11 protein-coding genes are annotated in these 10,491 nt (G+C 62.7%); 2 read left to right on the top strand and 9 right to left on the bottom strand.

Annotated features, from left to right (window positions below; genetic code table 11):
• Nucleotides 1–326: 326 nt before the first annotated feature.
• Nucleotides 327–575 (top strand): cold-shock protein, encoded by a 249-nt coding sequence (locus tag AC1DDA_RS25305; protein ID WP_476797840.1) that lies wholly within the window; start codon nt 327–329, stop codon nt 573–575.
• Nucleotides 576–1,283: 708 nt separating this feature from the next.
• Here AC1DDA_RS25305 and AC1DDA_RS25300 read toward each other — a convergent pair.
• Together AC1DDA_RS25300 and AC1DDA_RS25295 are read right to left on the bottom strand one after the other, a co-directional pair.
• On the bottom strand, nt 1,284–1,886 hold the full coding sequence (locus tag AC1DDA_RS25300) for a DNA cytosine methyltransferase (RefSeq protein WP_476797835.1): 603 nt from the start codon (nt 1,884–1,886) through the stop codon (nt 1,284–1,286).
• A gap of 166 nt (nt 1,887–2,052) precedes the next feature.
• Complete coding sequence (locus AC1DDA_RS25295; RefSeq protein WP_441514533.1) at nt 2,053–2,577, bottom strand: dihydrofolate reductase family protein; 525 nt, start codon at nt 2,575–2,577, stop codon at nt 2,053–2,055.
• Nucleotides 2,578–2,624: 47 nt separating this feature from the next.
• Here AC1DDA_RS25295 and AC1DDA_RS25290 point away from each other — a divergent pair, with 47 nt between their 5' ends.
• On the top strand, nt 2,625–3,182 hold the full coding sequence (locus tag AC1DDA_RS25290; RefSeq protein ID WP_476797834.1) for a TetR/AcrR family transcriptional regulator: 558 nt from the start codon (nt 2,625–2,627) through the stop codon (nt 3,180–3,182).
• A 208-nt stretch (nt 3,183–3,390) separates the two neighbouring features.
• Here the strand turns inward: AC1DDA_RS25290 and AC1DDA_RS25285 are convergent, their stop codons facing one another.
• The 7 genes from AC1DDA_RS25285 to msrB all read right to left on the bottom strand — a co-directional run bounded on the left by AC1DDA_RS25285 (nt 3,391) and on the right by msrB (nt 10,159).
• Nucleotides 3,391–3,543, bottom strand: coding sequence for a hypothetical protein (locus tag AC1DDA_RS25285; RefSeq protein ID WP_476797833.1), 153 nt, complete (start codon nt 3,541–3,543; stop codon nt 3,391–3,393).
• 707 nt (nt 3,544–4,250) lie between these two features.
• Entirely contained in the window at nt 4,251–5,156 is a 906-nt protein-coding gene (locus AC1DDA_RS25280) for a hypothetical protein (protein ID WP_441514535.1), read from the bottom strand.
• Between the two features lie 62 nt (nt 5,157–5,218).
• A complete protein-coding gene (locus tag AC1DDA_RS25275; RefSeq protein ID WP_476797832.1) occupies nt 5,219–6,232 on the bottom strand; it encodes a L,D-transpeptidase family protein in 1,014 nt (337 codons plus the stop codon).
• A 224-nt stretch (nt 6,233–6,456) separates the two neighbouring features.
• On the bottom strand, nt 6,457–6,822 hold the full coding sequence (locus AC1DDA_RS25270) for a hypothetical protein (RefSeq protein WP_476797831.1): 366 nt from the start codon (nt 6,820–6,822) through the stop codon (nt 6,457–6,459).
• 202 nt (nt 6,823–7,024) lie between these two features.
• Complete coding sequence (gene msrA, locus AC1DDA_RS25265) at nt 7,025–7,762, bottom strand: peptide-methionine (S)-S-oxide reductase MsrA (RefSeq protein ID WP_476797830.1); 738 nt, start codon at nt 7,760–7,762, stop codon at nt 7,025–7,027.
• Between the two features lie 16 nt (nt 7,763–7,778).
• A complete protein-coding gene (locus AC1DDA_RS25260; protein ID WP_476797829.1) occupies nt 7,779–9,650 on the bottom strand; it encodes a cytochrome c biogenesis protein DipZ in 1,872 nt (623 codons plus the stop codon).
• Between the two features lie 17 nt (nt 9,651–9,667).
• Complete coding sequence (gene msrB / locus AC1DDA_RS25255) at nt 9,668–10,159, bottom strand: peptide-methionine (R)-S-oxide reductase MsrB (protein WP_441514540.1); 492 nt, start codon at nt 10,157–10,159, stop codon at nt 9,668–9,670.
• Nucleotides 10,160–10,491: the final 332 nt, after the last annotated feature.

Raw genomic sequence — 10,491 nt, 5'->3', positions numbered from 1 at the left:
GAACGCCTACAAGCCAAAGTATGATGGAACGCATCTGCAGCCCCTCTTTCGATAGCGGTGCTGCGGCAACGCTCGGAATTTGCGGAAGGTTCCTGGTGCTCACCCGCCTTGAGCTCCGCGGACCGGTCGATCTCAGCCCTTCGCCATCAGACTGCCACCGCGCGCCTGGTCTCGCTATGCGAGGCCGGGCTTTTTGTCGCCGACTGCCGACGCCCGCAACAATCTGCCGCTTAGGGAGTTCTTTCCCAAGGCTGCTTCTTTGGTCGGAAGAAGCCTATTTTCCTTAACTTGGCCCGCCGGTCGTTCTGGCGGGCTCTTTCTTGCCGCTGGAACCCGGCGCCCCGCTCCGCATTGACTCCGGTGGTGTTGCGTCGGGAGTAGAGTGCTGGTTCAACGAAACGAAGGGTTTCGGGTTCATCCAGCCTGATGGCGGCGGTCAGGACGTTTTTGTGCACATCAGCGCCGTTGAGCGCGCCGGCCTTCGCGGACTGAACGAAGGGCAGAAGATCTCGGACGAGATCCTCGCTGACAAGCGCTCTGGGAAGTCGTCTGCTGATAACCTGAAGGCCGAATAGCCGCAGCTATTTGCAGGCTAAGATGCGAATCGCTGCTCGCACCGAGCCCGGCCACTCCGCATAAATCGATCGACGAGGCCTGGCAGCCATCCTTTCCGGGGCAGGCCCTCGCAAGCGGGAATGTCGTCAATCTCACGTCGCGGAACCTCTTTCGGGCCTTCCCGTGAAGTCTCTTCTGATCAGCCTGCGCCGAGCAAGCCTTCGACTTGGCAGTTCTCGAGGGTGTTGCGGCCTTCTTGGTCGCCGGGTCGGCTGTCGGAACGTGAATGATCGCGCCGATTGAGTTGAACGGCAACTGAAGAGCTTTCTGGCTAGCGTTTCGGATTAGGCAGCACCGCAGCCTCAGCGGCCATGTAGGCATCGGAGGCCCTAAGAGCCGCTTCCACAAGCGGCCTGACGACTGTGCGGACATTGCGGCGCCATTGGTCGCTGGATTGGTCCCAGGGGACCTGACGCATCTCGCGTCGGGCTTCATGGAACGTTTTCGCTGCTGCTTCGACCGCAATCTCTGTTCGTTCGTCAGGCATCGTGGGCCTCACCAACTCAACATCGCTGCAGATAGAGAACCACGACGGCCGCCGCCTGTTCCCGTACTCCCGCCCACTTGTGGCGCGCCTCGGGTAGATCGCGCCCCCTGACCGGCGAGCTGTAGAGCGGGAATATCGCGCCGGCGTCAGGGATCCCAACCTGCAGTGTCTAGGGGCGCGGTCATGCTGCGGCTCCTGCGAAGAGGTCGGCGGTCGGATCGTTGTCGGGCCGGAGATCGTCGAAGCGCGGCAGGACGCAGCGCTTGCGGCGCTTGAGATCCGGCAGGGCCAGAGCCTCGATGCAGTTGGCGCGCATCAGGGCGGCAGCAACCTGCGGGCAGACCGAGTTGCCGATCTTATAGCGCTGCGCGGTCTCGGTGAGCTGGCCGCCGGCGGTGATGTCGTATGTATTTGGGAAGCCCTGGGCCCTGGCGAGCTCGCGGGGCGTCAGCATCCGCATGCCGTTGTCCCAGACGATGATGCCAGGTGCGATCTCGACCAGGACGTCAGGATCGTGCCAGACGCCATGAGCATGGAGGAAGCGGGCCACCATCTTGGCGGGCTCCAGCATGAACGGCGTCATCGGCGGGACGGCGATATAGCAAGGGACCGGGCTGAACCGCGCCTTCGTCGGCACGGTCGGGATTGGCGCGTCCGCCGCGGCGTCCGTGCTGCCTTCACTGCAATAGCTGCCGATAAACGGGGCCATCAGGCCATGGGTCGCCTGCTGGGTCGCCGTCGATAGCGCCTCATCCGCTCCGCGCGCCTCGCTGCGGCCTCGCATCCGGCGCCCGCGATTATCCGGGCATTGGACAGGAAAGACCACCAACGATCCTGCGAGTAGCTGAACTTATGACCGATTGATTATGATATTTTAGAGAAATAAGGCCTGAGAACCTTCTCGTGCGGACCGTGGGACGTGCTTACGTGTCGTGCCCGCCGGATTACGCCTAAAATCGGTAGTGCAGCCGCACGCAGCCCTTGTCGATCGCCTGAGCGCTGATCAGTGTCGGGCTCGCGCGAAACCCGCTGAGTGGAAAGAGCGGCCGACCGCCGCCTAGCATTTCCGGGATGACGTAGATTTCGATCTCGTCCAGTGCCCCGCGCTCAAGGAAGGCCATCTGCAACTGCCCGCCGCCCAGCATCCAGACATCGCCATCGTCCAGTCCGCGCAGCTCGCGGATCACCGCATCGACGTCGCTGCGAACCTCCAGCGGCCCCTTCGGATTGTCGATCGGCCGCGACGTGACGACGATCACGCGCTTGTCCCCGTATGACCAGGGAGAGGAATCCCCCGCTATGAACTCATACGTACCGCGCCCCATCACTACGGTGCGGGTTCGTTTGAGGAAGGTGCGGTAGTCGTGCTCGCCGAGGTTCATGTCGTCGTACTTGAACAGCCAGTCGAGGCTGTTGTCTTCAGCCGTGATCATCCCGTCGAGGCTGGTGGCGATATATCCCAGAATTCGAGCCATGGTGGTCCCGTGTTGATTTATAAATGAATATATGTTTATATATATTCATGGCTAGGCACAAGACGATCCCTGACGAGCAAGTACTCGACAAACTCCTCGGGACACTTATGGAGAGCGGGCCCGACGGCCTCACCTTCACCCGCGCCGCGACCGGCTGTGGGCTCTCGCCGGCGACGCTGGTACAGCGCTATGGCAACCGTGAGGCCATGGTTCAGGCGATTCTCCTGCGGGCATGGGACCGGCTGGACGCGGAGACAGAGGCGGCGGACGCGGAGGAACCACCGACGCCCGAAGGCGCGATGAACCTTCTGATTCGTCTGATGCCGCCCGAATCCGCGGAACTCGATGCCACCAACGGCCTGCTGCTGTTGAGGGAGGACATCCGCAATCCCGTCCTCCGCGCCCGTGGCGCTTCCTGGGGCCATCGCTTGGCCGAAGCGCTCGGCCGCCGCCTCTCGAAGGACCGGACGCGAGGCGAACGCCTCGGTTGGCAGATGGCGAGCCTCTGGCAGGGCGCGCATACGTGGTGGGCCTTCACACGCGACGTGCCGGCGGAACAGGCGATCAGGCGGGTGTTGGAGGAGTTTGTTGGAGGGGTGGAATGACCACTGTTGGCCCGAGCCGGAAGTAGACCGAACTTTCGCAAAGCAGCGAAGAGCAGGCGCTCCACCGTCTCGAGGGCGTTCTATGCACCAGCAAATTGTATCAAGGGCGGATCGAGACCGTCATCGTCTGCGGGCAATCGGAGCGTAGGGGCATCCCGGGAATCGGGTGACGCTTCCTTGCACTGCTGTGGGCTGTAGGGAAGCTGAGTTAGCCATTCGTCTCCAGAGCACTTGGTGGTCTTTGTTGCCGAATGCCGCGATTATCAGGGGAGGCCGCTACCGCTCCGACGCCGTGGACGACGGCGCGCCGCTGCGCCGGATTGAGGGTGTCGAGATAGCTGATCGGGGCAACGGCGTTCATGAAGATCTGCTGGACAGTGATTCGCTCGACCCTACCATGTCGGATGATATGGGTGCGTCAGGATTGCCGACGCTTGGTATCGCGCGCGGCTCCACGACCTCGGTACCATGTTCCCCAATAGGCTCCGCGGCCGCGATCTCGAGGATCGAATTCGAACCCGCCCATGATGTCCTTGAAGCGCGCGGCCTGATCCGGATCGGAGAAGCAGAAAACTCGAAAGCGCCTTCCTTCGTGGACAACCTCATGGCCTCGGGGAGCGAGGGAGGACAACGGGCCAGTCGATGGCACGATGCCCAGCCCATGGCCCGGCGGGATCTCGACTGCGACCTGGTGAGGCCAACGGCGGTCAATTTCCGCAGGAGAGAGCTCACCCTTGCGTCTCATGTTTGGTCGACAAGGCGAGGGCGCCGCCGCCCCTCAGAAAAGCGGCCGCGAAGAAACCCTCTGGAAGAGGCCGCATCGGCATCGGCAGCCATCACCGCAAGATCCCAGAGGATCATCCGGATCGCCTCCCGGGAATCTCCGTTAGCTTCCTCCAGGACCGCATCGACCTCCTCATCGGCAACGGCAAACGGGTCTGGTTCAGGCGGGCGGGAAGCCTCGACTGCTACCATCGGTCATGCCCTCGATTGAGAGAACATAGAGAGAACAAACGGAATAGCGAGTCAAGCACGCCTCGCCGACAGCGCCTCCTTCGTTGTGCGAAATCATTCCTGAGTTGAGCGGCTCGTTCGGCGCGTTTCCTGCGCACGGTCCAAGGACCTCGCGGCTCGCCGGGCGGCACGCAGTTCCTCGAGCGTGGGCTGCCACCATCCGCGAAGGAAGGCGTCCGGCGTGGTCGGGCGTCGCGCAGGCCAGGTCTTGACCAGTTCCTCATGGGTCGCACGCCGCCACAAAGCCCAGACCAGATCGTCTGACTGTCCAGAGCTCCAAGGATAATGCCGGGCGGCGGTTTCCATGGGCACGATCTCGCCGGTTACCTCAAGGACGACGAGCGGCCCCTCATGTGACATCAGCACCCGGTCGGTCGGCGGCAATTCGCTTGCAGGCACGGGATAGCGTCGACGTCGGTGCTCGGCCGCCGTTGCTTTCGTGCCTTCGTATTCGGGCTCGGATTTTGCCGCTTCGCGCCTTTGCCTCCGAGCTTCCGGCTCGCTGCGTTCCGCGGCGGCTTCGATCGCCGGCCATCTCCTGCGAAGTTCATCTATCGATCGGAACGGAACGTGCCAGGCCTTGTCCTCGCCGTTCCACCAGGCCCATGGCACTGCGCGCAATTCCTCGACGACGGTTCGTGAATACGGGGTGCGCACGATGATCTCATCGGCAGCCTCCAGATATGGGCTGACGATCGGCTCGAACGAAAAGGAATCGCGACCGCGCTCATCCGCGAGGGTAAATGCACTCGGCAGCTCGCGATCGAGCCATCGTGCCGCGCGAAGCATCGCGGTCGTTCCCGGCAGCTTCCAGGCTGACAACCGATCGCTCCAGCGGGCTCGCGGAAAGGCTTCGCGAAAACGCTCCGCAACTGCGGCGTCGAACGGGAAGGAGACGATGGCACCCGCGCCTTCTTCATCATCGCGAATCTCGATGTCGTTGCGTTCGCGACCGGCCATCGACCTACGATCCTGATCCCGACTGGTGCACGGCTTCAGCCCGGCAGCCCGGGTGATATCGCCTATTCGATGAAGCGGACGGTCGTACCTGGCCTGACGATCTGGGCCAGTTCCTCGGCATCCCAATTCGTGAGCCGGACACAGCCATGCGATGAGGCCTTGCTGATCTTCGAAGGCTCCGGCGTACCATGAATGCCGAAGGTCGGCTTCGACAGCTCGATCCAGACCGAACCGACCGGGTTGTTGGGACCCCTGGGGAGCACCAGGCGACGCTTGTTCTTGCCCTGCTGGAAATTCTTGACCGGGTCGTAGTGATAGGTCGGGTTTTTCACGATCCTCACCACCTGATATTCGCCCTCAGGCGAGGGGGTGTCCTCGCTGCCGATGGTGGCCGGATAAATTGCGATGACCTTTCCGGTGGCATCCAGCGCTCGAACGATGCTGTTCGTCTTGTCGGCCTCCACTGTCCGTGCCTCGTCGGAAGGAGCGGTTCGTCCGACCGAGACAACGTGCAGAGTTTCCTCGCGCTTCCCATAATGCGATCGCGGGTTGAACGTCCTGAGCAGACCCTCGCTCATGTGAAAGCGTTCGGCGAACATCTCCTGGGCGCTCCGGTAGCCGAGCCGCTTCATCCGGGCCTGACGAGCGTAATCGTGAGGAATGCGCCTGACGTACCGGGTTTTGATATCCTCCTTCGTCACGACGTAGTCCGAGACGATATCCGAGCTGACGTCCCCTTTGAGGACCTGCCAGGTCGCAGTGTCAATGATATCGCCGGCTCCGAGATTTTGGCGGCGACGGAACTGATAGATGGCCTTCCGATAGTTGTCGCCATCCAGCCCGTCGATCTCCCCGGGAGAAATACCCTGGCGCGCCAGTAGGACTTGGGCTTTGACGATCGAAGCGTTGGGGCGCGGCACCTTGCTTTTCGTGGTGGTCGGGGGACCCGCTCGGTTCACCTCGTCGGCGGTGAGGGCGTGCGCGGCTACCGGCGCTAGCAATACGCATCCACACAACAAGGCTGCCTGGCACTTCCTCAGCAGTTCAAAAACAGCGCGTGGCACGAACGTCATCATCGCTGGCTCCATGAACCGCCAACGCGATCTTTCATCCCGGAGTTCCGCGACAGCGTTGCTGAGGATGGCAGCGTCGCGATGGGCCGTGATAGACACTCGGCCGGGCTTCAGAGCCAACCCACGCGTCAATGACCTTGGTCAGCGGAAATGGCGCCTTCTCCTTTGACCATTCGTGGAACGGCGCAGCGGTCTGGCTATACGGACCTGGCTCAGGGCGATCGAATTCAACCCGCGTCAAAATATGGAAGGCACTCCCGAAAACGATTGCTTCCCCCGATGACAGGATCGTCTCCTGGTCCAACAATCTTCGAGCCCGGGATGAGGCGACGGAAATGGTCTATGTCGTCGGGATTCTGGAGCCGATGGCCGATGAAGTTGGCGCACTGGCTGATAATGGTCTGGCTGATCTCGCTTGGGCGTTGGGCTCGCGACCGCGCGGTGCGCGGTAAACAGCGCCTCGAACCTCGCGGTATCAATTCGATTTTGGCGAAATGGCCGGTCACGGCATCGCAATAGGAGCCAGCCGCCTTCTTCTTGATTCGCGTCAGCTCACTCAAGAGCTGATCGAGTGCCCACCAATCCTTCAGCACGGGTTCTTGCGTTTGTTCCGCTGCGCTGAGCCAGGCGCAGATTTCTTCGGCGTTCAGGAACCAGAGAGGGAGGCGGAGCTCCTTGCCGTTGAGATAGATGCGATCTGGTGTGCGCGCTGCCGGCGGATCTCCAGGAAAGGCTTTCGCGTACTCGCCGTTGATGTCGATGGGGCGGCCCTCACGCGACGGGTAGGTGGGTCTCCTAGTTCAACGCCTGGGAAACCAGAACCGGCTTGTTCCGATAGAGCTGAGGGAAGACCCGCTTCAGATTCTCGACCTTGGGTATGTCGTTGATCACGATATAGGGGTGCGTCGGGTAGCGCGTCAGGAAGTCCTGATGATAGGCCTCGGCCGGGTAGAAGGCGCGTTCCGGCTCGATCTTTGTCACGATCGCTGCGTCATAGGCACGGGCCTGATTGAGTTGGCCGATATAGGCCTTGGCGACGCGCGCCTCCTCGGCATCGACCGGGAAGATGGCAGAGCGGTAGTGTGTGCCCGAATCCGGCCCTTGCCGGTTGAGCTGCGTCGGGTCATGGGCGACCGAGAAATAGATCTGAAGCAGTTTCGCGTAGCTGACCTTGCGCGGATCATAGGTGATCCGGACCGCTTCGGCATGGCCGGTGCGCCCAGTGCCGACCTTTTCGTATTCGGCCGTGGCCTTCTCGCCACCGGCGTAGCCGGACACGGCAGCGCTGACGCCGTCGACATGCTGGAAGACGCCCTGGACGCCCCAGAAGCAGCCGCCAGCAAGCACCGCGACCTTCTGCGATGTGTCTGAAGCCGCAGCCTCATCCGTCGCCGGAGGCGGAATGATACGAGCCTCCTCAGCCGCGGCCAGAGGGGATAGCTTCAGTACGGCGGCGCCGAGAGCGACTGCGGCAGCGCCGAGCAGCGCCCGGCGGCTCAACATGGTTAGGGGCGAACGGGCTTTGACGGGCATGACGGTTTCTCCGTGATCAGCCGAAGGTGAAGGCATAAGCCTGGGCGCCGGCGTCGAGAAACATGATTTCGAAAGTGCGGTCCTTGATCGGGCCGCTTTGTCGGATGAGTTGGTAGAGACGCTGTCCCGCGACGGTGCCATTGCCCTCGGCGTCGACGTCGATGCCGTGATCGACACCGGGCGGCGCGCCATCGATCATCACGCGGAAGCGCACTGGCTTACGATCTGCGCCCGGGCCAAGCACGAGGTGCAGGTCGCGGGCATGGAAGCGGTAGGTGATGGCACCATCCGGCCCTTCGAGGGCCGCATGCTCCTTGCCGATCGTCGAATGGCCCGAGAGACCCCATTCGTTGAGGCGCGGCGTGCCGGGCTCGTAGCGGCCGACGGAGTCCTCTACGGCTCCCCCCGGGGATACGAAGTTCTCGGCGCGCTCGTAACCGAGATAGGTCTCGGGCGAGCGGACATCCGCTTCGGCGGAGGCCATCTCAGCACCTGACGCTTTGACAGAAACGGTGCCCGTTGCGACATCGCCGCGGCCTGCCTCCGCAAGAAGCTGCTGGATCACCTTTTCCGATTCCGCGTAGCCGCCTTCGCCGAAATGGTGGTGGCGGATCCGGCCTTGCGCGTCGATGAAGTAATGCGCCGGCCAATAGCGGTTCTTGAAGGCGCGCCAGATCGCATAGTCGTTGTCGACCGCTACCAGGTAGCCGATCTGAAGATCGGCGCTGGCCTGCTTCACATTGTCGATGCGCTTCTCGAAGGCGAATTCCGGCGAATACACGCCGATAACGACTAGGCCCTGACCCTTGTACTTCTCTGCCCAGGCCCGGACATAGGGGATTGCGCGAAGGCAGTTGATGCAGGAGTAGGTCCAGAAGTCGATCAGCGCCACCTTGCCTTTGAGGCTCTCGGCCGTGAGCGGCGGCCCGTTAAGCCAGGCGGTGGCGCCAGCGAGCGAGGGCAGGGCGCCTTCGACGGGAAGCTCGGTTTCCGCGCCGGAGGGTTTGGCCGCCATCATGGCTGGATTGGCGCCCGTCATTGCCGGATTGGCGCTCATCATGGCCGGCGCATTGCCGCTCATCATCGCAGGATTGCTGCCCGTATTGGCGCCACCGCTCATCATGGCCGGGCCGCTCCCTGTTGGCGGGGCCGGTGCGGTGGACACTGCGAAGCGGTCGAGCAGATGCTGCTCGACGGCATTCGTGCCTGCCAGCGACAGCCGCGTCAGGAATCCGGTATCGAGGCCGAGTGCAATCGCTACCACGGCCGCGAGAACCGCGACGCCTCCAATGCGGCGCAGCCACTCACCGGCTCCGAGCAAACGCTTCATCAGACCAAAGACCCTGCCGCCGGCGAGCAAGGCGATCGCAAGGGATGTCGCGGCGCCTGCCGCATAGGCGAGCAGCAACAGGGACGTCCCGATATTCGCGCCTTGCAGGGCCGCCCCCGTCAGGATGAGTCCCAAAATCGGACCGGCGCAGGGCGCCCAGAGCAATCCGGTCGCGAGACCGAGTAGGATCGAGGGGACGATGGCCCCTGAGCCGCCACCCTGTCGTGAAGCCGTTTCCGACAGCCGCCCACCCAGTGCAACGAGCGGCCTGGCAAATCGGTCTGCCAGTGCAGGAAACAGCAAAGCGATGCCGAACAGGGCGAGCAGCGCCATGGCAGCAAATCGGCCGTACTGGTTCGCCTCCACGGCCCAGTTGCCGCCGACAGCCGCCCGCGTCGCCACGGCTGCGAAGGCGAGCGCCATGCCGAGCAGCATCGGCAGCGTGCTGCGCAGGAAAGGTTGGCCCGCCCGCGCGAAGATGAAGGGCAGGACAGGCAGGATGCAGGGGCTGACGATCGTCAGCACGCCGCCAAGATAGGCGAGCAGAAGCAAGGTCATAAGCGTCGTGTCTTCGTTCAGGCCGCCAGCGGCCTGAAGGCCATGGCGACCCCGTTCATGCAGTAGCGCAGACCCGTCGGCCGCGGCCCGTCATCGAAGACATGGCCGAGATGGCCGCCGCAGCGGCCGCAATGCGCAGCGACGCGGACCATGCTCAGCGAAGTGTCGCGCTCGGTGCCGACGGCTTTATCGGAGATCGGTGCCCAAAAACTCGGCCAGCCGGTGCCGCTCTCGAATTTGGTCGTGGAGGAGAACAGTTCCTGGTCGCACCCAGCACAAGCGAATGTACCCCGACGCTTCTCCTGGTTGAGGGGACTCGTATAGGGGCGCTCGGTCGCGCTTTGGCGCAGCACCGCATATTGCTCCGGTGTCAGCAGTTTGCGCCATTCCGCTTCGCTGTGTTTAACGGTGTAGTCTTCTGCTGCACTTGCCGAGCGCGGGCGCCTCGTCACGCCCACCCCAATCGTTCCTGCCGCCATTGCCGCCAGAAGGATGCGCCTTGTGATCATAGTGCTCACCTTGGAAGCCGGCGCCGCAATTCGCTTGCATCGTGCAACCATTGTGATCGCTGTATTCAGTTAGGAATAGCGTTAGTCGCGGCGTTTTGATCGGACGACAAAAGCACTCTATCGTTCTTCGCGAGCATCTGCTGTCCTGACAGCAGGAACCAGATCGAGCGCCGTAGTTCGGCGCCTGCAAAGATGGGGTATTTCACCCATCAAGCGCTTCCACTTGGCGAGGACGCGGCGCATCATCGTGGTGCACCAGGTGAAGCCATGCTATGCGTCGGATCTCTCCTATTCGCAGTGTCCATCGCTTTTGCGGGAGCCGCTTCGGCCGC

Source organism: Allobosea sp. 10N428 (assembly GCF_056394545.1).
This window is presented reverse-complemented; position numbering and strand designations above follow the sequence as displayed.